Genomic DNA, 22,802 nt, shown 5'->3' with positions numbered 1-22,802 from the left:
GGGATCATCAATTTTAAGTCCTCACCCCCGACCCCTCTCCCAAGGAGAGGGGAGCGAGACGTGCCGAGAGGGGTGATTATTTGGCCTCACCCCAACCCCTCTCCAAAGGAGAGGGGCAGCTACACTCATGCCGGCAAGATATCCTGCTTATTCTCAGACAAGAGACTTCTTGTTTGGGATTTGGGATTTGTTTTGGAATTTAATGCCGGTTATATGTTGTTGTTTTCGTAGTAGGCGTGCTCGAATTCTATGGCGTAATTTATAAGGCGGTCGTTTTGGCGGTTTTTAAATTCCTGGCTGGAGGTGCTTACGTTTAACGGGATAGCTGTATCTCCTGATAGCATCCAAACCCTTTCGGAAAGAAGGAGCTGCCTGATGGCTTCGTTCTTGTCTTCGGTTATGAAACCGCTGTTGACCGTGAATTTGGTTTTGGCGTTCACATTGTATTTTATGAACTGGTGGCTGCCGATGGGCCTGTTGCTTTCGAAGTTCTCGCTTGTTGTAGTAATGGTATCTTTTTTTGCCTTGAAGAAGGTGAACAACTGTATAGCGCCTTCCTTGTTCTGAAATGCAATATCTATAGGCGTATAGCGGCACTCATCGGTAATCAGGAGGGTTTTTACGACACCATTATAGCTTATTTCCACATATTCATCGGATACGGCTTCGGCGATATTAACCCACAGGTATTTTACTATTTTGTTTGAGTAGTAGCTTTTTTCGGCTTCGATAGTATAATTGATCTCGTGTAGCGGGTAGGATATTACGGTAATTCGCATGATTACGGGATGTTAATGGTTGCTGCTAATGGTATGGTTAGTGACACCTCGTTTGAATAGTTGCCATTTACCATCATCCTGATTTTTTGGTTCCCTGTAGGAGTCCAGGAGAAATACCTGGGACTGTTGGCATCATACGGCCAGCTTTGCCAGGAGCCATTATTATATAGCTGGAGATCGACTGTGGTTGCATTTATATTCAGGTTGTAAAAAATCCGAGTTGCATAGCCGCTGCTGTATGGCTCGACTTTGTATATCCTGATGGCGGTAATGTTATAAACTGCCGAATAGATAATGGCTGATGTTACAGGATCGAATGCGCCGGCACGTACTTCGAACAGGCCTGACGCTATTCCGGATGGGACAATATAGCTGCTGCCGGAATGCTCTACTGGTGTCCAACTGCTGCTTCCCACCGGCCTTGCAGATACAAATATTTCGGTGTAGGGGAAATTGGCTGTAGCGGTAAGGGTGTAGTTAACGCCTGTTGACCTTACGAAGTTGTTTATAGTAAGCGTTCTTATCGGTACAGGCGGTTCATCTACCATGATAGGCAAAACAAAGCGTCCATCCCTGCTGACTTTGAACTCGTCGCCAGTGAGGAGTATCTTGTTTGATGGCAACTGCGGATTTTCGCCTTCGAGGAAATAGCCGTAGCCTTTAAGCGCGAGGCTTACTTCCTGAAGCGCCGGCACAGTGGGGGAATCGTTGTAATAACATTCGTATTTTATCCACACCTGGTTATTACCATCGACGAGTACTGTTCCCTGCTGCGGAATACACTCAAACCCGATGAAATCGCTGGCTATGCGGGCGATATTTATCCTGTCGCTCCGTGAAGATCCCGATGCATTTATTTTTGTCATCGTGTAAGAAGGTTCTGCCGGGATTGCGGTTTTGCTGCCATCCCAAATATAGATGCGCACCTCGTAGCTGCTGCATATAACCCCGGTGAGCGGGCTTGTTAGCGGTATGCTTATGTAATGCGGGGATAATGTTTTGATGCTCATTGGTTTTGGTTTTTAATCCTCTCCCCGGCCCTCTCCAAAGGAGAGGGAGCGTGACGTGCCGAGAGGAGTGTTATTCTTATTGGCCTCACCCCCAACCCTGCCTACCGGCAGGCAGGCCCTCTCCCAAGGAGAGGGGAGAGAGCTACACTCGGGCTGGTTAATCCTTGCCTTATCCCTCTTGGTTGTTCGGTTGTAAGGGGATTTATTGGTTAAGTCTCACCCCCAACCCCTCTCCCAAGGAGAGGGGGCAGAGCTACACTCAGACTGGTTAGTTGGAGCGATGTGAGGTTTCTATGTTGATTATAGAAGCTGGAGGTTTAGTTATTGCTTGAGGGCTTTTCTTATTTCTTCGAGTATTTCTGGGAGGTAGGCAGTTGCAAGTTTTTTTGGGAGCCTGAAAAATTCGTCTTCAAAGGGTTTGGTTAAAAAACCAGAGGTTTTTATGCCTTTGTTGTAAACCGAACGTGTAATCAGGAATGCTGTTTGTTTGGAGCTAAGGAACTTCCCGGTGCCTTTGTCTTTAAACTGTATCTTTTTTCTTTTGACCCAGGTTTCGATTGCTGTTGTGAGGCCCCCTTTTTTCCCTTTGCCACTGCCAAACCGGAAGGGGCTTTGGGGTGCCCGGGAACTACTGCTTTTGCCCCTTACTCCCTGATCTATATAAGCACCATACTCTAATGTAGAGATAGTAAGCTTGTAGTTGTCTTTGCCGGACCTTACTTCGTATTTGATACTGTTTGCGAGCTGGCCGGTATCTGACCTTCCTAATGCGGCAAGCCTTTCCTTGGCATTTTTCTGTACGGTTTTGCCTAATTCTTCGAGAAGGTCCTTTATTGGCATAGGTTAATTATATCATTTGGCGTTTCTACTTCGAATGTCATGATCCAGCCATCAAGCAGATTTTGCTCATACTCTGTGCATATATCAAGACTTGGCGAGTCGCTGGCCGATATGTTGAGCTCTTCAAAATCTTTCAACATCAGCAGCCATATACGGTTGAGTATGGCCAGTGTTGCATTGAGGTTGTCAATCTCATTGTCGTTGTCGTAGTACTTATCATCACTGACCTGCCTGTTACTGTCGCGGATATCGAAGCAGCCTACCTGTATGCTAAATCTCACTACGCCTTCGCTAGGAAACGAGGCATTGCCTATAGCGACATGCAGCAACGGGAAGATATTGTGCTTTGCAGTATCGACTTTATCAAAATCGCCCTGGGTAATAGTGTTTACAAGGGGATGTGCTATTTGTTTTATGTACCTTAAAAGCTGGCTGTATCCGTTCATTATAAATATGATGTTTGGGTGTTATTTCCTTTCCTGATGGCTGCTTTTACCTTGCTCTCGACCATTTCGCAGGCGAGGAAAACGAGGCATTGGTGAAGGCCTAATTTTTCGATCTTCGGGATCTTGAGAATGTCGTTTTTAGCCAGTTTTTTAATCGTCGGATACCAGCCGAAGTCCTTGAAAAATTCGGACGCGGATTTTCCCTCAGTAGTTCCTCCGTCAAATACTTCTGGGTAGCTGCCTGTAATTCGCTCGCTAAACTGTAAAAAAAAACCAGCGCACCATTGACGGCATTAAGCGGCATATCCTTCATCATTTCGGCATATTCTTCGGTACCATCATAAGGCATAATAACATAGCTGCTGCCAATAGTCTTTATGACGGGTCGGAAGAGTACGGCCATGAGCCTGTGGAGGGTTTCTGAACTCAGGCCGTGCTGGGAGAGGTCGGCGAATTCGCCAATGGTGATCTTATCGAAGTCGGGGATAAAACCAAATTCAATACCGTGCATGGTAAAGCGGTCGGTGAATTCTGCATCGGTATTGAGCGCCGCATCGATCTTGAGAATGAGCCTGTCATAATCTGCCTGCCTGAGGCGCGCTGTGTCTTTAAAAGGGATTCCTGTAAACAGCGCTATTTTTCGCCTGTTGAAATTTTGCTGATCTAAATCGCGTTGCAGCAGCTCATCGTATTTGATAAACTTTCCGAGAGTTATCTCGCTGATATTTTCGGGTAGTATGATTTCCATATTGTAGTAATGTGGTGGAGGGTGTTTTGTTTCAGGTTTGAAAAAAGAGGGGTTTATGAATGTGGATTTTCTCTCATTGTAGTCCTCTCCCCAACCCTCTCCAAAGGAGAGGGAGTTGGGACGTGCCGAGAGTGCGTGATTACTCTTGTGATTTGGCCTCACCCCCCCGACCCCTCTCCAAAGGAGAGGGAAGTGAGCTACACTCATGCAGGAGCTTTGTCGCGGTTTGGTGAAGCCTTAGCAAATATGCCTAAAACTGCCTCATTAGCCCTGATAGGAGCGGTATCCCCCGCTTTTTTCGGCGGGGATATAGCGGATAGCAGGAATAAGGGTGGCTGGAGTGCGACGGCTTTTCGCTACTAATGATAGCTGGTCATTTAGTTAAATGGACCCTCTCTTGAAGTCCTCACCCCCAACCCCTCTCCCAAGGAGAGGGGAGTAGCTACACTCATGTATGTAATCCTCTCCCCCGGCCCTCTCCAAAGGAGAGGGAGTTGGGACGTGCCGAGAGTGCGTGATTACTCTTGTGATTTGGCCTCACCCCCCGACCCCTCTCCAAAGGAGAGGGGAGCAGCTACACTCGTTCGGACATTTAGACACTTGTGAATATTTGTCTTTGAAAGTGTTATTATCTTCCAACAAACCTTACATCGAGTTTGCCGGGTTTTTTAAGTTCGAACCAGTAACGCATCATGATGCTGTCCCACTCGTCGGGGGAGCGGCCGATGAGCTCTTTGATATGGTCTTTGGGGATGATGGCCTGTTTGCCATCTTTGTCAATGTCTTTTAGCTTGACCTGCTCCATCTCTTCGGAGGTTATTTCGATAACGGTAGCATCGGTACAAATTTCGCCTGCCTGGCGGTTGGCTATCTTTTCGGCCATTTTTATGGAACACTGGCTTTTGAGGTTGTCGAAATTGGGTGTCATGTAGGTGGTGCCGTCCTTAATTTCTATAGGCCTGGAGTTGTTGACGAAACCTTTGCAGCGTAAATAGTCGATTACGCCGCCACCTACGCCATCTTCATCGGCAATGATGTGGGTTAACGGGATGGCGTGTTTCTTTTGTAAAACTTTTGCCCTGTCGACTATTTCATTGATCGTGGATATTTCCATTGCTGCCCTGTGGATACAGAGCCAGCCATGCCATACGCGGAATACTGTTTTGTCTTTTCCTTTGCGGGCAACATCGATGGTCATGAACTTTGACCCTTCGGGCTTCAGGTGGGATGGGTTAAAATAATCGGCTATGCTGTCGGCATCAATGAGGGTTGCGGGATCGTCGTCGTATTCCCAGTTACCGAAGTAGAGTCGTTCTTTTTTTACCTTATCGAAACGCAACATGGATGTGAGCGTGCTCTTTGGAAGAAACGGATTATCGGCAGGAAGCGACCGGATAAAGCGCCTGTAGGCAGGAAGCGTTTTGTCTCGGAAGGGTTTGTAGAATTCTTTGTAGGTCCAGTTCTTGGCGGGGTTGCAGGTGCCGAGCATTTTCGGGATAAGGCTGTATTGCGTAAGCTTGTACCTGATACGCGACTTTACGACCTGCCAGGCTGTATAGCTGACCTGATTGCACTCATCGACAAAAGCGCCGGTGATCTCAAGTGATCCCAGGCTGTCGAAGTTGGCATCACTGGGATACAGGTACAGGTCCTTTAGTAATATCTGGCTGCCGTTGTTCCAATAGAATATATGTTCCTGCGCATTGTAGCGGAACTGATTGGCCAACCCCAGCTCTGTTACTGTTTCCAGAAAGGTATTGAGCGTGGTTTCCCGAAGGTTCTTAAGCTTGGAACGCCCCATCAGCCAGCGCGTACCCGGATATTTTTGGCACATTTCTATCAGCCACAAACAGCCGAGCTTGCTTTTCCCGCCGCCTGCCGCACCGCCGTACAGGACTTCTTCGGTGGTGTTGTCTTTGAGATAATAAACAGCGTTTTTTTGTTTTTGGAGGAGTTTCATATAATTTTTTAGTCGCAGTCGCAGTTTTCAGTCACGGTTAGGGAGCGTTAATGCAGCGGATTTTTTTGCCACGAATTTCACGAATTACACTAATTTTTTCTTCGTCCTCACCCCTCAGGCCCCTCTCCTCGTGCCGGTTAGTCCTCTCCCCAGCCCTCTCCAAAGGAGAGGGAGCAGGAACGTGCCGAGAGGCCGTGTTATAGGCCTCACCCCCGCCCCTCTCCAAAGGAGAGGGGAGTAAGCTACACTCCTGCCGAGTTTGGAAGCATTATTACTAGGGCTGAAGGGTTATGGGGAGACGCAAAACATTGTTTCTCTATGCTTTCAGATTCGAGGATGATTAAAGACTACTCGGGTTCGCCGTCGCCGAGGTTGAGGAAGACGATGTTTTGGATGGGTTGGGATTGGCGGTTGTCTTTTTCGTAGCCGCCCAGGTGTTTCATGAGCTTTTCTATAGCATCTGTCCTGCTGTAGGTTTTTACCTTTTTTACTGCGCCTATTACATCCCGTACGCCATCGCTGTTGCGGCCATATACTTCGCTTACATCCAATTGCTGTATCATTTGGCGGGTTTCTTTAGGCATGTCTTTTAGGGGGATGAGGGTTCCGTTTTCGTCATATAGGTCGGCTATGTCGAAACGCACCATTGCGGCGAGGGTTTGCAGCAGCTCATCAAGATCAATATTGTTGCGCACTGATACTTCCTGTTGCAGTTCTTTTATTCGTGACATCACTAAAACATTGTTAGTGAGCAATGATGCTTTAGTGCAAACATTTTTTTGTGATATCCCTGAAACAGTATAAACTTCGCGATAGGCTGCCGACTTATTACCGAGACGGATGTAGGCCTGGCAGAAATTTTCCTGTTTTATGGTGAGTTTTTTTTTCATGGAAACTGGTTTTATTAAAGTTGGGCGAGGATTTGCCTACTCTTGTAGTCCTCACCCCCAGCCCCTCTCCCAAGGAGAGGGGAGCGAGCCGTGCCGAGAGGGCGTGATTGTTAGTCTGCATCCTGAGTAAACCTCACCCCCGGCCCTGCCTACCGGCAGGCAGGCCCTCTTCAAGGGAGAGGGGAGTGTGACGCGCTTACTCATACCGGCAACGCCAATGAAACGAATTGACGGTGAGGATTAATCGAAGATTATTCAGGGTCGTACGTTTTTATGATGCTGTCCATTTTTTCGATCATGCGGAGATAGGGTAATGGGTCGCAAGTGGCACAGGGTTCGTAGTAGGGTACATTGAATACTTCGGCATAGATAGTGCATACGTATTTGCGCTGCTCGTTGGTGAGCCGGAGGGTGCGGACTTCCTGGAATGATTTCCAGTCGGCTACTTCTTCTTCTGTCATTTGCCGGATATTTTTCCTGATGCGGCTAGGGAAGATACGGTTCCATTTTTCCTGCCTTTTTTTACATGCTTCGCAGGGCTCTATGCCTGCAAATTTGGTGATTGCCGCCACTACGTCGCCGGCACCGCGAATATTTTTGCCCATTTTATTTTGGTTTTTATTGTGGATTTATTTTTATAGTTGTCACCCCCGACCCCTCTCCCAAGGAGAGGAGTTTGGACGTGTCGAGAGGACATGACTATTGTTGCTAGTTTGGCCTCACCCCCAACCCCCTCTCCAAAGGAGAGGGGGCAGCTACACTCATACCGGTTGAACAGCATAAACGTTCGCGTAGATGCAAAACATTGCGTCTCTATACTATTATGTTATAATGCTACCGGGGTTGGCACAAAAGTCCTTGCCCATTGTTCGAGTTTTTCTTTTGCTTTCTTTTCTATGCGGTGTACTTTTTGAAAATTGATATGGTACTGCCTTTCAATTTCGCGGCCGCTTATTTCCTGGCGTAATAACAGTATCTGTTTTTCTACCCAGGTGATGCAGTCGGGAAGTTCGAGATTGGTATATTTGCGTGGTTCTTCGTCGTTATCTATGAAAGCCGCATTTTCATTCAGGTCGGCGAAGTTCTCTTTCGTCCTGATGAAATTATTAATGTAAATGTGCTTCATCGTGTGGTACACGTAAGGATCGTTGAATATAGTATTGTTTCGGCGTTCGGCGAGATCGTGGAGCTTCAGGTACATTTCGCTAACCAAATCATCGGCAATATAGGCATCCCTGCAGATGCCCCTTGCCATCCTTACCCAAATATCGTGCTTTAATGCTAACTGCTGTATCATATTGTTGTTGCTACTTTTGCCTGTTGGAGCACTATGGCCCTTTGTGGCGTTACTTTAAACTCATGCCCTGCTTCCAGCATTTTATCCAGAAGCGTGTCGTGGTACCTGCGGGTCACTTTCATGGTAACCGTCCTCCTTTTGGCCGCTGCCGCGCCTGCTTTCTTTTTTGTCATTGTTTTAAAATTAAGCCAGTCTTTTTCGGTGCTTTTTCCGTAAAGAAATCGATCACGGGCACGGACTGTAGTTTGTTACATTAAAAAATTACTGAGCTTATCATTGAGAGTATATCTTACAGGACAGCAATCTGACATGAGATGCCAGCCTTTTGCAGAAGTTAACTACATGCCACCGATGCCATTGAGGTGCATAATAATGCGATTGTACTTCCCTAATGAGAATACAGTTGACAGATGAATAGAATAGTAAGTAAATGTGGGGCGGGATTCCGCTTTATGAATGATATTATTGTGTTAAGCGATTGGATAATGTCAATTTAGTGGCCCGGAAAATTCCAGGCCACAAAAGAACAATGATTAAATATCCCGTGCTTAATTGGCAATAGATACCAAATGGTAAGCACATTTTTCATTCCCGCTAACATTGTCTGCTTTCATGAATGTAACACCCTGGCCGTTATTGATGGTAAGAGATGCCCTTCCATTAAGATAGATATTCCTGCCTGTGATCTCACTGGTAGGGTTCATAGGCAAAAATTGTATAGAACCACCACTAGCTTTTATAAAAACTGTTTCTCCCGGGCATATATCAGAATCTATCTTTGAAACAATGCTAAGAGGAGATGCAGGAACAGTTGCAAAGACCAATTTTTTACTTGAAGTGTGTAGTGTGCCATGTGTAGTATTATTAGCAGCATAAGCCACATCTACACTCACAGTTTGTAAAACTCCTGTTGTCTTACTTAATTCCGGATGTGAGAATGAATTATTTAAAACATTGAACACATTATTATTACCTGTACCTGTAATAAAATACTGGTTTACAATTGCTGATGTGTTTGACCCACTGGATGTTATATGGTTATTCCAGATGTTAATAATTGAGCCTTCGGCAGCTATAAGCGAACCGACATTTCCAGTAGAAGTGTGCCCGGAATCAAGAAACCCTGAACCGATTGCATTAGCAAACCTGTTATTAAAGATTTGTATTTGCTGTGAATTTTTAATGGAAAAGCAAGTATCAAGACCTTCGAAGAAATTGGTATCAAAGGTTATATTCGTAGAATCTTCGATAGTTGCAAAGTATTCTGAATAAGCACCACCACCGGAATTTACGAATGAAACCGCATTAGTTGCCATTCTTTCCATATATGATGTTCCGGAGTTTACCGATTTGATTTCAACACAAGTTCCGGCCAGCGTAAGCCCCTGCTTGTTCCTGAACTCACAGTTTAAAAAAGTATAATTGGCATTTTGGCCGGTAAGCTTTAATGCGGGGTACGTGGCGGTCATCCTTTCAGCCCTTACATTATCAAATACTACCATTTGGTTTGGAAGGTTCCAGTTTGAAGTTGATGTGGTTGCTGTATTCCCTTCGCCACCTTCAAGGTATATAGCCGTTCCCTTACAATTCTGAATTGTTATATTTCTGAAAACGCCATGCCATAATCCTGATGGGTCAGATGTTGTTGGGAAAGCAGCTTTTATATGCAATCCGCCACACGTATATAACTGATTAGTATTAATAATAAAATCTTCCATTCTCAATTTGGTAACAGGACCTACATCCAATTTAAACATATAATCATAGTTATATTTTTCATTGGTCAATATAGTGCTTGATGATCCCAATAACCTTACCTCATCTTTCAAGGTTATAGTTTTATCGATAAAGTAGTCGCCAGTAGGGAAATAAATGGTCATATCGCTACTCTTGCTGTCTCCAAACCCCGTACGCTTGGAGTAGGCATAATCGATCATGAGCTGTATCCTTTCGGAATTTGAGAAAAGCGGATCTGTAGTACCGTAGAAGTCCCAAGCTTTTTGAACGCCAAAATATTCAACATTCATATAGCCTTCATATTGACGTATCCATCTGCCCGAACCGCTGTTAGGTGCAAAAATAACCCCTTTATTATCAGCTTGTGTATCTGTTGAATTGTAAATAAACATTCCTCCTCCGCCATCACCGGCAGCAAAATACCCTTTTACATAGGCCAATTGTCCATTCGCAATACCAGTTGCGCTTTTCATGTTTGCAATCGTGTTGTACTCGATCATTTGTTTGAATTTAAGTTTTTATACCAGAATTAGTAATGCAATAAAATAAAGTAGTGCTTCGCGCGATAGAAATTCCCGTGCACAAGGAAGATCAACCGAACAATTAAACGATGGCATTAAGCCAAAATATATGACGCGTTTTTATTGTGATAGCGGGATTCGCTTAATGAGGTAGTAAGACTGCTAATGATGTTCTATTATAATAATAGAAAAAGGGTATTTTGTATCACTCTTATTTAACGTTACACTCTTTCTATGCTATCGATGACTACATTGTTATAGGTGCCTTTTGAGCCGGAGATGTGGAATTCGAGTTCCGCGACATCACCTGGCAATATGTCATTGAGGAGCGCTATTTTGGTACCGAGGGCAGAAGGGTAGAATATCCTACCGCTGACTTCCTGCTCGAAATGAATCTGCTGTACCGCCGTACCCAGTTTTGTGGTCTTTACCTCGCCAATTGCCGTAACTATGCCTTTAATTTTATAGTTCATCAGTATGCGTATTTGTAGTTATTAGAATGCTCTCCATGCTTTGATGCTTCGCGATAGCTTAAAAATTCTTCGGTGGCGCAGTCGATCACCTCGCTGAGCGCCCCCCGGAAAATGGTTTGTGAGGCTACGATATACATTTTCCACTCGTTGCCATCAAAGGAAATCCGGTGCTCGCAGTTGGATGTTTCTTTTACGATCTGTTCCAGGGTTTTTAGTTTTTCTTCCATGATATTTGAGTTTTGATTTAATTATTAGTTTTGAGGAATTTGATTATTCCGAAAGTCCTCACCCCCAGCCCTGCCTACCGGCAGGCAGGCTCCTCTCCAAAGGAGAGGGGAGCGTACTACACTCTTGCTGTATAGACCTCACCCCTGACCCCTCTCCAAAGGAGAGTGAAGGAAGTTACACTCTTGCCGGGGAGACTGTACTAATGTTTAGTACATCAATATGAAAGAGCAGGATATGGTGACCAGTAATGCGATAGCTACGGCTATAAAGAAGCACAATGCCATCATCAATTCGCTATGGTGCTTTATGGCCAGGGAACCGGTTATCCTTCTTTTCATGAAATAGTGGAAGCCGACAAACATCATCGCCGCACTGGTAAGGCAGAGGATTCCGTATGTAAATTCGAAAATGTGTTCCATATTAATTGTTGCTTAGGGTTATTACGTGTGCCATTTTGTTATCTATAAAGACCACTTTTACGAAGGGCTTCCTTTCAAAAAGCCTTTTTTCGGGCAGCAGGGACTTGTCGTGGTTATGCAGCTTTAGCATCACTTTTCTGTTTTATGCGCCAAATGCCCACATCGCTTCGTGTCCTGCCACCTTCGTGGGCACTAGCCCAGTTGATGACTTCATTGTCTGCCGGGTAATTCGACACCAATATCACAAAGGGCCCTTTGAAGGCACCTATATTTCTGTGGTCTATTGTAAATCCTTGTTTCATATCTATTCTGTTATTGTGAATCGTTTGTCTTTATTAAAAAGCATAATAGCTGTTATTTCGTCTGATGAAGATGTGCTTACTACATTTACTACAGGTGAATTTTTGTATTGCTCCAATGCCTGCCTGTATAAAAGAATTTTTTCATCATACCTGCCTTTTATGTTTTGCCGCATCAGATTGGCTATGGCTTGTAAAAGCTCAATTTTTGTTTTTGCAGAAATTTTTAACTTTTCTTTAACCTTAAGCTTTTGAATTTCCATACCTTTGTATTGTATTTTTCTATATTGTGATTGATGTAGCAAAATTACAAGAAATATTTCTATATAAAAAATAATTTGAAGAAAATTTTCTACATAGACATGAATTTTTTCTACAACCCTTATAAACAGTAGTAAAAATGAGCAACCTAAATATTAAGGAATGCCGGGAAAAGGCAGGACTGACCCAAGAACAGTTAGCTTCTGAATTTGGATTAACGATACGGACCATCAGCAGCTGGGAGAACGGATCGACAATCCCTAAAGGAAAACAAGAGATGTTGCGGAAATATTTCTACTCTAAAATTCATGAAGCCGAGCCGCTAGAGGAAAAAGAAATTGACGTTGTAGATGCCTATGAATTGCAAGTATCCAATAATAAAAACGCAAATCATTTCACAAAACTCCCGAATGGCCAGTACTATATGACGATGCCGTTGGCTGAACACAAAATACAGGCGGGGTTTCTGGACAATTACCAGGATATTGAGCTTCTTAAAGGAATGTCCCAGCATGGCATCATTGTGGACCGGCCGGTAAAAGGACGTTACCTGGCTTTCAGAGTGAAAGGCGACAGCATGGACGATGGCACCAGTGATGCCATACCGCAAAATTATATTGTGGCTACGCGCGAACTGCAAAGACAGCACTGGACAAGCCTTATTCGTTTTAAGGACTTCAGGTTTTGGGTAATATATACTACAGAGTCAAAATTCCCTTTGCTGAAAGAAATTACAGGCCATGATGTTGAAAAAGGGATTATCAGTTGCCATTCATTAAATGACAGCCCGGAATATAAAGATTTTGACCTTTCCTTAAATGACGTGCAGGCATTGTTTTATGTGATCAATATCCAAAGGGACGTTGCAAAAGATTATTATTAAAGAAAGGTATAGAAATTCTTCTATAAACCACAAAAACACAATCTTCGACAGTGTTTGAAAATTTTCAAAAATTTTTAAGAAAATATTCTGATGTTTGGAAATTTGTTTTATATTTGCCTCATCGAATAACGTTAAACATAAATTTTATACGCCATGAAAAAAACAATTCTATTATTAGGATCTATCTGTATGATAGCCTGTTCAAAAAATGAAGAGCAAATCGAACCCCTTAAAGCCGAACTAATAAAGAGCTACGGCAAATCACAGGAAGAGGTAGATTCGTATACTTATTCTGTGCATGATGCCTATGCGAAAGAGGTGCATATGGCGCTCAATGAAAAGTACCTTAAGTTGGGCGAGTATGCGATGGACGCGGGCAATATGGAAAGAGCTGAAGAAGCGCTTAAATCCATGGACAGCCTTGAGGCAGCTTTGCCAAAAGATAAAGACAAAAAATACTACGCCGTGCATGCTTATAAGCTGAGGGATAATGACACGATCTTTAACGTGTATTATTATATGGACACCAACAATAAGCTGGTAGCTGTAAGCAGCAGGAAATAAGAAAATAGAGAGCAGCTTAACCTGAAATAACCCAGGCTTAAGCTGCTGCTATTATCTAATCCTGTATTACGCATACATCAAGCAGGCTGATGATTATGCATGAAATCCGGAAATAAGAAAATGAGACCCTATCTCATATGTATTCCATAAACCAATTTTCATAAATACCTTGTTCGCCCTTATCGGTTTCTGTAAATTTGCAGCTAAGAAATAAGCCATGAACGAACTGCATCTCGAAACGAGCCCTTATCTGCTTCAACACGCTAATAACCCAATCCATTGGAAGGCCTGGAACGAAAAATCGCTTGCAAAAGCACAGGAGGAAAACAAGCTTATCATTATAAGTGTCGGTTATTCTGCGTGCCACTGGTGCCATGTGATGGAACACGAAAGCTTTGAGGATGAAGAAGTGGCCGAAGTGATGAACCGTCATTTTGTTTCGATAAAAGTAGACCGTGAAGAGCGCCCCGATGTAGATGCTACCTACATGAAAGCCGTACAGCTAATGACCGGGCAAGGGGGCTGGCCCATGAACGCCGTGCTGCTCCCGGATGGCAGGCCAGTGTGGGGCGGGACTTACTTCCGGAAGAACAATTGGATAGATGCATTGAACCAACTACAGGATATTTTTGCTTCCGAGCCGGAGAAAATGACCGATTATGCTGAAAAGCTGATGGAGGGCATACAGCATACAGGGCTTGTTACACCTAATGATCAGGGAGAAATACCTGATCCTGCGAATATAAAACCCATAGCTGAAAAATGGGCCAGGAGCTTTGACCACGAGTTTGGCGGTTATGCACGCGCACCAAAGTTCATGATGCCTAACAACTACCTATTTTTGCAACGGTATGGCTACCAGACCAGATCAAAGGATATTTTAGATCATGTAGACCTTACGCTTACCCGAATGGCGTGGGGCGGATTGTTTGACACGGTGGGTGGCGGATTTTCAAGGTATTCGGTTGACATGAAGTGGCATGTACCTCATTTTGAGAAGATGCTATACGATAACGGCCAGCTCATGAGCTTGTATGCCAATGCCTATAAAAGGACTAAAAACCCACTGTATAAGGAAGTAATTAAAAAGACGCATTTCTTTATCCAAAAAGAGCTGACCGATGCAAGCGGCGCGTTTTACAGCGCCCTGGATGCTGACAGTACCAACGTGCTTGGCCATTTGGAAGAAGGCGCGTTCTATGTATGGGAAAAGCAGGAGCTACGGGACCTCCTTGGGGGAGACTTTGAACTTTTCGCAGCTATTTACAACATTAATGAATTTGGATATTGGGAGGATGGAAAATTTGTACTGATCCAGAATGAAAGCCCGGAAAACCAGGCGGCTACAGCAGGAATCACTCCCGATGTGCTAAGTGAGAAAAAGGCCGGGTGGGAAAAATTGCTGTATGAGGCCAGAGAGCACCGTGCCAAACCAAGGCTTGACGATAAGATCCTCACTTCGTGGAACGCACTAATGCTTAAAGGCTATGCTGCTGCCTATAAAGCCCTGGGAGACGAGGCTTACCTTACTGCTGCCCGGAGCAATGCACTGTTTATTACGGAAAGAATGTGGGACAGCGATGGGCATTTATGGCGCACCTATAAGAATGGTGTAGCGAAGATCAAAGGCTTTCTGGAAGATTATGCCCATACAGCAGATGCTTTTATAACGCTTTATGAAGCTACGCTCGAAGAAAAATGGCTGCTGTATGCCAAGCAGCTGGCGGATTACTGTCTCGAAAACTTTTATGATGAAAAGCTGCAATTCTCTGCCTATGCTTCCAAAAAAGAAGAGCAACTGATTGCGCCGCATTATGAAACGGAAGACAATGTGATCCCTGCATCAAATTCGGTGATGGGGAATGTGCTATATAAACTGAGTCTGCTTTTCGATAACCCTTATTACGAAAAGGTTGCCTTGCAGATGCTGTACCGGATTGTCCCTAACCTTGATTATCCTTCGGCTTTTTCGAACTGGCTCAACCTGTGGCTGGAATTATCGGCGCAAAACAGGGAACTTGCGGTTTGTGGTGAAGATGCAGCGGCAGCTGTCAAAGAGATAAACAGACATTACCTGCCGCATGTTATTGTTGCCGGAAGTACTTTAGAATCGGGAGTACCATTCCTTGAAAACCGCTTTGTCAAAGACGATTTAATGTTTTATGTTTGCCAAAATAACACGTGCGGCCTGCCGAAATCGTCGTTAGAGGAAGTTTTAAAAGAATTAAGATTAATATGAAGCCCTTGTTTGCCCTTGAGAATATCGATATCTATATAAACCGGTTCGTAACCAACCTGGTCGATTATGTGCCAAGCCTTATTTCGGCTATCGTTGTTCTCATTATCGGGATACTTATCATCAAACTTTTCAGGAAAATCGTCAGGAACCTTATGACGAGAAAGAATCTCGATCCTACTCTGCTGAAATTTGTCCTGGATGTATTTACATGGGTATTCCGGGTGCTGCTATTCGTTACCGTGATCGAGCAGCTGGGAGTAAAAACCACATCGCTCATGGCCGCACTGGGCGCTGCAGGTATTGCTATCGGGTTGGCGCTACAGGGCTCATTATCGAATTTTGCAGGCGGATTACTCATCATACTGTTCAAGCCTTTCCGTGTAGGCGATTACATTGAGGCACAGGGACAGGCCGGTACTGTGAACAGCATCCAGATATTCAGCACCAAAATAATCACTTCGAACAACCAGGTGATCTATATGCCGAACGGGGCACTGTCTAACGGAACTATCAAGAATTTCTCGCAGGAGCCATTGCGGCGTGCCGAAATTGTATTGAGCGTTGGCTACGAGAGCGACCTCAAAAAGGTAAAAGAAGCTATATTCGGTGTAATTGAGCGGGATACGAAGGTCCTTAAGGAACCGGCACCGGGAGTTGAAATAAAAGCACTTGCTGAAAATTCAATTGACCTCTCAGTAACCTTGTGGACGGAACGCGCTAATCACGGGAAAGCCGTATCTGACTTTTATGAAAACATAAAAGCATCCTTTGAAAACGCGGGGATCACTATACCTTATCCGCAAAGGGATGTGCATGTAAAGAATGATGCAAAAAAGTAATGCGAAAACAATAATTGGCAAAAGCCAGCGTTTAATAACCCTGGCATGCTATTTGCAATTTTCACGAACATTGTAAGCAATGTCTTTACAAAACAATTATATTTGGCACTTTAATTTCAATAACATCAACAGAATGAAAAAATTTAATGTAGTTGCAGGTATCGTTATGGCTTTCTCGCCACTATTTATGGATGCCCAGATAAACCAGACACCTCTGAATACGGGAGGTGCGAGAGGGCAGATCATAACATCTGCAGAGAAACCTATGGCAGCTGTAGGATCTATGTATATCAATGAACGCTATATGCCGGCAAAAGTTTCCGGAAACGAACAGATTGTGCTTGTACGCTATAATGCTTATTCTGATTATTTTGAAATGAGCAATCCGCAGGAAGGAAAAACAATGACATTGCCAAAACAGCCTAATGTAACTATTACAATGTCGGCTACAGGCGAGGTTTATTCGTTACAGCAATATAAAAACGAAGAGGGTGAAGAGACTATGGGTTACCTTAATGTAATTAGTGATAGCCCTAAAGTAAAAATTTTCAAAAGGGAAAGGATTTACCTGCAACCGGGAAAAATAGCAGACAACAGCTATTCTACTTCAAAACCTGCTACCTATAAAAGGGCAGACGATGAATTTTACGTAAAAATAAATGACGGCGAAACTGTATTTGTATCCGGTAAAAAAGATGTTGCCAACCTGGTTCCGGGCAAAAGTAAGGAGGTTTTAGACTTTATTAAGAAAAATAAGCTTGACCTGGAAAAAGCAACCGACCTTCAGCAGCTTTCGGGATATCTTCAAACTATCTTATAATCACACAATATATCTCTTTAGAAGAGGGTTGAAAAGCGGCACGAATAGTGTCGCTTTTTTTTATGTTCTTTAATCTCCTGTTTATAGATGATTAAAGTATCTCTTTAAAGTCAGCTATCCGGGTATACTCTCTGTTTTTGTGTCCTGCACGCTATATAGCCTGTGTGGTCTGATAGTTGATAGCTTTTAGTTCACCGCCTCTCTTCTTCTGTATCTATGGTATGAGCTTTGTCATTAACTTATATGATAAAACTTCACTTTGCCATACATAAATAAAAAAGGGCATCCCTTTAGGAACGCCCCCTTTTCAAGTACAAAACTAACCCTTAACTTAACTTTTTAATTAAGATCAAATCTTATGCCAAGCGACAAATTATTTGAATCTATTTCATTATTTGCAAAAACCGGCTGAAGGTCATACTTCGCATAAAGGCTTATCTCGCCGTACCCTATGTAGGCTCCTACGCCATATACAAAATCACTTACATTGAAATCGCCTTTTTGCTTCAGCTTTACATCGTGGCCGTCTTCGCGGTATTTTATGATCTGCTTTTCTTTTACATTAAATCCGGTATATCCACCGATTCCTAAGCGAACGCTTTTGTGTGTAGGGAAATAGGTCTTCTCGCCGTTAACCTGTTTCTTTGTAAGGTCGAACTCAAGATAGGCCGGTATTACGAGGTTTACATAACGTAGGCGTGCCATATCAAGGTCCCTTCCTGCAGCAACCAACCCTGTTTTACCACCATCCGTTGCAAATATCATGTTATTGTCAGGGCGAAGGTTGTTGTATTGCAGCGACAGTCCGTATTTGGCATGAAGCAGGTTGTTGTTTTTTAATATCCTTGTATTCCAGCTCACACCCCACTCATAAAAATCGGAGCGCCATTTGAAGTTATCATTATCTATTTTATCATCTGTTACAAGACGGTTTACACCAAAGGCGAACACAAACTGCGAGGTTGTTCTTTTGTAACTGTATTCCTTTGTTTTGGTAGTATCTTTTGAGCCGTTGATAAAAATATGAAACCTGTCATTTTTAATCTTCCCATCAACTTTATCTTTTACAAGCTGGCTTAGTTTTTCTTCTTCTGCAGCAACTCTGGTTTCAATGTTTTTGGCACGAAGCTCGGCAAACTGCTGTTTTTTAGCATCTGCTTCCGCTTTGGTAATCTCGTTTTTTTCAAGCTGTGTGTTTACCGCTTCCACTTCCGATTTAAGGGAATCCTTCTCCTGCTTGGTTATCTGCTCAATGTTATTAGCGATAGCAGCTGCTCTTTCCTGAAAGCTTTGGGCATGTAGTCTGGTAGCGCAAAGGCATAGCAATGCCGCTACATAAAAAGTAATTGTTTTCATGTTTTTAATTATTACTGTTTTGTTATTGATGATTATTGATAGTTTCTGTTGGCTACAGAAGATTTTACTGCATTAAAGTTTTTTATTACACCCTGAAGGGCCTTATCGCGAAAGTTGTCGTCAAGCTCGCCTTCTACAGATGAGAGCAGCGAATTGGCATCTACTTTTACAGACCTTTTCTTCTTATGGATATCACCACCTGATGCGGCCAGCAGGTTATCAGCTTCATTAGCGTTAGGCGTTATGCCCTCTTTTGGCTCTTCATTGCTTACAACCGCAATACTCCCATTATGAGATGGCACAACACTACTCTTTTCCTTTATATTGCCTGAAGCATTGCTTTTATTCTGTTTTTGATGAACAGTATTTTTAGATGGCTTTTTAATTGTCTCTGTTGCGGCTACTGCGTTTAGTGCATTTTGCGGGGCTGAGATATCTTCTGTGGGATTGTGTTCTTCTGTTTGCGCCGGTGACGTTGTGTTTTCTTTTTTGGCCGGCTGCTCTTTGGTTACAATACCGGAACCTTTATTTATAGTACCGCTGCCGTTCTCTTTTTCCTGGTTCAGTAGTATGCCTGCTAAAAGAAATGCCACAAAGACTGCTGCTACATACATCCATTTCCTGTCGGGTTTTATGGCAATTACTTTTTGCTCTTCTTTTTCTTCGCCTACCGAGAGCATGGCATCCAGCCTGTCCCAGGCCATTTTTGATGGCTCGATGGTCCTTTGCTCCAGCTTATCCCTGAATTCCTGCTCTAATCTATTCGGTTCCATTTACGTAATTCTTTTGCTTGTTAATTTGTTCCTGAAGCATTTTTCTTGCATGCGACAGCTGCGATTTCGATGTACCTTCACTTATCCCCAGCATTTTTGCTATTTCCTGGTGCTTAAACCCCTCGATCGCATAAAGGTTAAACACCATTTTGTATCCGTCCGGCAGGCTGTCTATCAGCGACTGTATGTCTTCTACCGAAAAATGGCTCTCAATGTTATTGAACGTATCCTCTACAAAAAATTCATCTTCCAAAAACCCTACTTTCTTCTGCACCCTCAGATAAGATATGCATTCGTTTACCATGATGCGCCTTATCCATCCTTCAAAACTGCCTTTGTGCTCAAAGTTCTTCAGGTTGGTAAAGACCTTCATAAAAGCAGTTATCATTATGTCTTCAGCCTGGTGCAGGTCCTTTATATACTGCCGGCAGATACTCAGCATCTTCGGCGCGTGTTTTGAGTAGATCTTCTGCTGGGCATGCCGGTTATTTTCGGCGGCCAGGCTTATGATCTCCTTTTCGTCCTGATGTAAGGCAATTACTTTCAAAATCCTGTTTTGGTTTGTTGTTGGTTCGGAAGGCTGTCCTCATTTCTCAATTACTAACTGACTTCTATTAGCATAGACGAATAGCTTTTCAAAATGGTTGCATGGACTCCTTACTATTTTTTATAAAAATACACAAGTATTTGAATTACAATAAGATGTATTTAAATAAAATTCAAAATATTTTTCCCTTAGTAATTTTTACTTGCCGGGCTTTCCCATTTTTATTGGCAGTGAGGATAACTTCCTGCGAATTTTCGAGCAATTGTGAGAATTCCTGCCAGCAACCGCAAAAATCAGGGCATGTAATCTTTTTGCCATTGATGACCGTAATCCTGTCACCCGGCACCAGGCCCGCCTTTTCAGCGGCAGTGCCGGCAATAACGGTTGCTATCTTATAATCGCCTTCCATGTATTCAAGGGTAAATCCAAAACCCTCCCATTGTTTTGCAGCAGGTTTTTCTTTTATGGGCTTAAAATACATTTCGCCCTGCGCGAAATTTAGAGTCACGATATAATCCTTTATTACGGGATTACCAAACAGTGTAAGCCCCGAGCCTTCTCTGTAATAGGCCGGTGTTGCATTAAATTCCAAACCATTAACTACACAGTCGGCTTTAAAGACATTGATACCATCTGAAACCCTGCCGTGATGTGTTTCTACCGACCCGCCAATGATTTTAGTCTTGGCAGGAGCCGTATCGATAAAATTAGTGGCATCCTTATCTCCTATCCATAATTGCGAGGCGCAACCGGTATCGAACATCAGCCATTGCGACCTGCCATTGATGCGCGACATAAAATAGGGCTGGAGATTTCCATTCAGGTAAACCGGGATCTTTAAAGCGCCTTCCATTCCGGGAAGCCGTTCTATATTATCGGTAACTATGATTTTTTTATTGGGATAATCTATCTGCCAAATATAATTTTGAATAATCGCCGAGCCAATGATGCCGCCATCGACCATGCATTGCAGTTTTGGAGAATTGTCAAGCTCGATACAGTAGGCCTTCACATCGTTAAATACCAGGCCACCGATGTTGAATTGCCCTGCTTTTACAATATCGGTTTCTTTCGCCAGCCCGTTAGTGCTGCTTAAAAGCTGTTTTCCAAGAATAGTAAAATTGTTTTTTTGAAGCAAAGCGGCATCGATCATGGTGTAGCCGCCTGTATCAAAAAGGAAGTTATGAAGCTCCCCGCCTACTTCTGCGCGAATCACAATTTCTCCCGGATACTCAAAAGGTATCTCATAGTAAAAGTTGCTGTTGTCGGCACCAACGTCATTTACCATTTTCCTGATATCATCAGCTGTCTGTGAATGAGCAGTGAAGAAAACTGCACAGCAAAGTGATATAATATATCCTGTTACATTCATAATAAGGCGAGGTTATAGTTACAACGCTGTTTCGCCGATTATCAGTATGCCATAAAATAAAAAAAGGCTGCCAATCAGGGGGGCAGCCTTTTTAACTAAACAAATAAAAAACTATTCTTTTAAATTGCGGCAATGTGTAAAACCCGCTGCATTCCTTTAATCTATATATATTTTTGAAGTAGCCACATTAAGCGCGACTATGTTTTTCCTCAATCAACAAATAAGAACAGAACATTGAGATTCTTACTCTGGTATTTGTTAGGATAAACTTAATAAGATTTTTAATTCTATAATTTTAATTCGCAATTATAAATACTATACGAAGTCGATTCCTTATCTATTTTAATAAAAAAACGCATATTATCTGATAAATCAAACAGTTTCGGAAAAATGTAGTAATTCAAAAAAAGAGCCTAAAACGATATTGTTAAGGTAATGTATAGTTCTTATTAGCTAATCATTGGAAAAGTGCAGGTGATTTTTCTCGGTAAAAAACTACAATACTGGGTTAATTATTGCTAGATTTTCCTTTCGATGACATAATTCACCATCAGGACGAGTGCATCTTTATAAACGGATGAAGGATAATCAGCCAGAATCAGGAGCGCCTCTTCACGAAACTGCGCCATCCTTTGTTCCGCGTATGCAAGCCCACCCTTTTGCTTCACAAAGGCAATGACTTCCTTAACACGCTTTTTATCTTTATTATGGTTCTTAACGGAATTGATAAGCCATTTCTTTTCATCCCTTGCGCAATTGTTCAGGGCATAGATAAGCGGCAATGTCATTTTTTGCTCCTTAATATCGATACCGGTAGGTTTGCCAATAGCATCATCGGTATAATCAAAAAGGTCATCCTTGATCTGGAAAGCCATACCAATGAGTTCTCCGAATTTGCGCATTTTTTCCGTATGTACGCCATTAGGCTCTACAGAGCACGCCCCAAGCGAACAACACGCAGCGATAAGGGTAGCTGTTTTTTGGCGGATGATCTCGTAATAAATATCTTCCGTAATATCGAGCCTCCTTGCTTTTTCGATCTGCAGTAATTCGCCTTCGCTCATTTCGCGCACGGCAACTGAGATGATACGGAGCAGGTCGAAATCACCATTGTCAATAGAAAGTAATAACCCTTTTGACAGAAGGAAGTCGCCAACCAGAACAGCGATCTTATTTTTCCATAAGGCGTTGATAGAGAAAAAGCCCCTGCGGCGGTTGCTGTCGTCTACTACATCGTCATGAACGAGCGTTGCCGTATGTATCAGCTCAATAACAGATGCCCCGCGATAGGTACGTTCGTTTACCGTACCGCCGCTAATCATTTTGGCGGTAAGAAATACGAACATGGGGCGCATCTGCTTGCCCTTTCGGTTTACGATATAATAGGTGATCCTGTTGAGCAGCGCTACTTTTGAAGACATGGAATCGCGGAACTTTTTCTCGAAAAGTTCCATTTCCTGCGCTATAGGCTGCTTGATCTGCTCGGTTATTTTCATGGAGC

27 protein-coding genes are annotated in these 22,802 nt (G+C 43.2%); 5 read left to right on the top strand and 22 right to left on the bottom strand.

Annotated features, from left to right (window positions below):
• Positions 1–209 precede the first annotated feature (209 nt).
• From HYN59_RS07210 to HYN59_RS07135, 17 genes are all read right to left on the bottom strand, one after another.
• Complete coding sequence (locus tag HYN59_RS07210) at positions 210–779, bottom strand: hypothetical protein (protein ID WP_108777633.1); 570 nt, start codon at positions 777–779, stop codon at positions 210–212.
• 2 nt (positions 780–781) lie between these two features.
• Positions 782–1,789 carry a hypothetical protein gene (locus HYN59_RS07205; protein ID WP_108777632.1) on the bottom strand — a complete coding sequence of 336 codons (1,008 nt, stop codon included), beginning with the start codon at positions 1,787–1,789 and terminating at the stop codon, positions 782–784.
• A 321-nt stretch (positions 1,790–2,110) separates the two neighbouring features.
• A complete protein-coding gene (locus HYN59_RS07200) occupies positions 2,111–2,629 on the bottom strand; it encodes an HK97 gp10 family phage protein (RefSeq protein ID WP_108777631.1) in 519 nt (172 codons plus the stop codon).
• Positions 2,620–3,075 carry a hypothetical protein gene (locus HYN59_RS07195; protein WP_108777630.1) on the bottom strand — a complete coding sequence of 152 codons (456 nt, stop codon included), beginning with the start codon at positions 3,073–3,075 and terminating at the stop codon, positions 2,620–2,622. Before HYN59_RS07195 ends, HYN59_RS07200 begins: the two co-directional genes overlap by 10 nt.
• A 100-nt stretch (positions 3,076–3,175) precedes the next feature.
• Positions 3,176–3,823, bottom strand: a complete 648-nt coding sequence (locus HYN59_RS07190; protein WP_108777629.1) for a hypothetical protein — start codon at positions 3,821–3,823, stop codon at positions 3,176–3,178.
• 628 nt (positions 3,824–4,451) lie between these two features.
• Positions 4,452–5,783, bottom strand: coding sequence for a phage terminase large subunit (locus HYN59_RS07180; RefSeq protein WP_108777627.1), 1,332 nt, complete (start codon positions 5,781–5,783; stop codon positions 4,452–4,454).
• 347 nt (positions 5,784–6,130) lie between these two features.
• Entirely contained in the window at positions 6,131–6,673 is a 543-nt protein-coding gene (locus HYN59_RS07175) for a terminase small subunit (RefSeq protein WP_108777626.1), read from the bottom strand.
• A gap of 251 nt (positions 6,674–6,924) precedes the next feature.
• Positions 6,925–7,278: a hypothetical protein gene (locus tag HYN59_RS07170; protein ID WP_146185886.1), complete on the bottom strand. Its 354-nt coding sequence runs from the start codon at positions 7,276–7,278 to the stop codon at positions 6,925–6,927.
• A gap of 221 nt (positions 7,279–7,499) precedes the next feature.
• The gene (locus HYN59_RS07160) at positions 7,500–7,970 is read right to left on the bottom strand and encodes a sigma-70 RNA polymerase sigma factor region 4 domain-containing protein (protein ID WP_146185885.1); all 471 of its coding nucleotides are present in this window, start codon (positions 7,968–7,970) and stop codon (positions 7,500–7,502) included.
• Complete coding sequence (locus tag HYN59_RS18035) at positions 7,967–8,143, bottom strand: hypothetical protein (protein ID WP_181369528.1); 177 nt, start codon at positions 8,141–8,143, stop codon at positions 7,967–7,969. Before HYN59_RS18035 ends, HYN59_RS07160 begins: the two co-directional genes overlap by 4 nt.
• Positions 8,144–8,518: 375 nt before the next feature.
• A complete protein-coding gene (locus tag HYN59_RS07155; RefSeq protein ID WP_108777622.1) occupies positions 8,519–10,207 on the bottom strand; it encodes a glycosyl hydrolase family 28-related protein in 1,689 nt (562 codons plus the stop codon).
• Positions 10,208–10,449: 242 nt separating this feature from the next.
• Positions 10,450–10,701, bottom strand: a complete 252-nt coding sequence (locus HYN59_RS07150; RefSeq protein WP_108777621.1) for a hypothetical protein — start codon at positions 10,699–10,701, stop codon at positions 10,450–10,452.
• Complete coding sequence (locus HYN59_RS07145) at positions 10,701–10,928, bottom strand: hypothetical protein (protein WP_108777620.1); 228 nt, start codon at positions 10,926–10,928, stop codon at positions 10,701–10,703. Before HYN59_RS07145 ends, HYN59_RS07150 begins: the two co-directional genes overlap by 1 nt.
• 207 nt (positions 10,929–11,135) lie before the next feature.
• Complete coding sequence (locus HYN59_RS17950) at positions 11,136–11,348, bottom strand: hypothetical protein (RefSeq protein ID WP_146185884.1); 213 nt, start codon at positions 11,346–11,348, stop codon at positions 11,136–11,138.
• A 1-nt stretch (position 11,349) separates the two neighbouring features.
• Positions 11,350–11,478: a hypothetical protein gene (locus HYN59_RS18335; RefSeq protein ID WP_281261176.1), complete on the bottom strand. Its 129-nt coding sequence runs from the start codon at positions 11,476–11,478 to the stop codon at positions 11,350–11,352.
• Positions 11,462–11,650 (bottom strand): hypothetical protein, encoded by a 189-nt coding sequence (locus HYN59_RS07140; RefSeq protein WP_108777619.1) that lies wholly within the window; start codon positions 11,648–11,650, stop codon positions 11,462–11,464. Before HYN59_RS07140 ends, HYN59_RS18335 begins: the two co-directional genes overlap by 17 nt.
• 2 nt (positions 11,651–11,652) lie before the next feature.
• Entirely contained in the window at positions 11,653–11,910 is a 258-nt protein-coding gene (locus HYN59_RS07135) for a hypothetical protein (RefSeq protein WP_108777618.1), read from the bottom strand.
• Positions 11,911–12,047: 137 nt separating this feature from the next.
• Here HYN59_RS07135 and HYN59_RS07130 point away from each other — a divergent pair, with 137 nt between their 5' ends.
• The 5 genes from HYN59_RS07130 to HYN59_RS07110 all read left to right on the top strand — a co-directional run bounded on the left by HYN59_RS07130 (position 12,048) and on the right by HYN59_RS07110 (position 17,253).
• Positions 12,048–12,791, top strand: coding sequence for a helix-turn-helix domain-containing protein (locus tag HYN59_RS07130; protein WP_108777617.1), 744 nt, complete (start codon positions 12,048–12,050; stop codon positions 12,789–12,791).
• 153 nt (positions 12,792–12,944) lie between these two features.
• The gene (locus HYN59_RS07125; protein WP_146185883.1) at positions 12,945–13,355 is read left to right on the top strand and encodes a hypothetical protein; all 411 of its coding nucleotides are present in this window, start codon (positions 12,945–12,947) and stop codon (positions 13,353–13,355) included.
• 217 nt (positions 13,356–13,572) lie between these two features.
• Complete coding sequence (locus HYN59_RS07120; protein ID WP_108777615.1) at positions 13,573–15,594, top strand: thioredoxin domain-containing protein; 2,022 nt, start codon at positions 13,573–13,575, stop codon at positions 15,592–15,594.
• Positions 15,591–16,433, top strand: coding sequence for a mechanosensitive ion channel family protein (locus HYN59_RS07115; protein ID WP_108777614.1), 843 nt, complete (start codon positions 15,591–15,593; stop codon positions 16,431–16,433). Before HYN59_RS07120 ends, HYN59_RS07115 begins: the two co-directional genes overlap by 4 nt.
• Before the next feature lie 133 nt (positions 16,434–16,566).
• The gene (locus HYN59_RS07110) at positions 16,567–17,253 is read left to right on the top strand and encodes a hypothetical protein (RefSeq protein WP_146185882.1); all 687 of its coding nucleotides are present in this window, start codon (positions 16,567–16,569) and stop codon (positions 17,251–17,253) included.
• A 339-nt stretch (positions 17,254–17,592) separates the two neighbouring features.
• Here the strand turns inward: HYN59_RS07110 and HYN59_RS07105 are convergent, their stop codons facing one another.
• The 5 genes from HYN59_RS07105 to HYN59_RS07085 form a co-directional block, all read right to left on the bottom strand.
• On the bottom strand, positions 17,593–18,609 hold the full coding sequence (locus HYN59_RS07105) for a coiled-coil domain-containing protein (protein ID WP_108777612.1): 1,017 nt from the start codon (positions 18,607–18,609) through the stop codon (positions 17,593–17,595).
• Between the two features lie 32 nt (positions 18,610–18,641).
• Complete coding sequence (locus HYN59_RS07100) at positions 18,642–19,382, bottom strand: hypothetical protein (protein ID WP_108777611.1); 741 nt, start codon at positions 19,380–19,382, stop codon at positions 18,642–18,644.
• Positions 19,369–19,929, bottom strand: a complete 561-nt coding sequence (locus HYN59_RS07095; protein WP_108777610.1) for an RNA polymerase sigma factor — start codon at positions 19,927–19,929, stop codon at positions 19,369–19,371. The genes HYN59_RS07100 and HYN59_RS07095 overlap by 14 nt, the downstream gene beginning before the upstream one ends.
• Positions 19,930–20,101: 172 nt before the next feature.
• Positions 20,102–21,301 (bottom strand): aspartyl protease family protein, encoded by a 1,200-nt coding sequence (locus HYN59_RS07090; protein ID WP_108777609.1) that lies wholly within the window; start codon positions 21,299–21,301, stop codon positions 20,102–20,104.
• A gap of 518 nt (positions 21,302–21,819) precedes the next feature.
• Positions 21,820–22,797 (bottom strand): polyprenyl synthetase family protein, encoded by a 978-nt coding sequence (locus HYN59_RS07085; protein ID WP_108777608.1) that lies wholly within the window; start codon positions 22,795–22,797, stop codon positions 21,820–21,822.
• Positions 22,798–22,802 lie beyond the last annotated feature (5 nt).

Origin of the sequence: Flavobacterium album, from assembly GCF_003096035.1 — a bacterium.
GTDB classification, from domain to species: domain Bacteria; phylum Bacteroidota; class Bacteroidia; order Flavobacteriales; family Flavobacteriaceae; genus Flavobacterium; species Flavobacterium album.
Note: the sequence above shows the minus strand (reverse complement) of the source record. Positions and strands in the feature narration are given on the sequence as shown.